Annotated in this window: 1 protein-coding gene; it reads right to left on the reverse strand. The window is 58.1% G+C overall.

The genetic code is table 11. From position 1 onward, the window contains the following. Positions 1–365: hypothetical protein (locus NR164_RS30300; RefSeq protein WP_256823675.1), on the reverse strand; the 365-nt coding region annotated here is incomplete at both ends.

Raw genomic sequence — 365 nt, forward strand, 5'->3', positions numbered from 1 at the left:
CCGTTGATAAATACGCGACTGGAACCCTCGGCCATGTATTGCTCTGGCATCGGCGGGTGTTTATCGCAGTCGACTTTATCGCCAGGACAAGGCACGGCGCCCAAAGCCGGCGTAGCGACTGTCGGGCGCCATAGCTGAGAGAAAAAGCCTTCAGCGATATCCAGATAAGTAGGCTCACCCTCTGGCGCTGCGATTACATCCGCGATCTTGCCAGCCGCCCGCGCCGCGGGTTTGCCGTTGATGAATACGTTGGGCGAACCGCTGCTGATAAACGCGTCGATGACGGGAGGAAACAGGGCATTGGCGAAAGACTCACATAATCGTGAGAGGCCTTTATCCGCGCCGGTTTTGCTCATGCCGACGCC

It is taken from the genome of Pseudomonas sp. Pse79, assembly GCF_024519615.1.
Taxonomy (GTDB): Bacteria; Pseudomonadota; Gammaproteobacteria; order Pseudomonadales; family Pseudomonadaceae; genus Aquipseudomonas; species Aquipseudomonas veronii.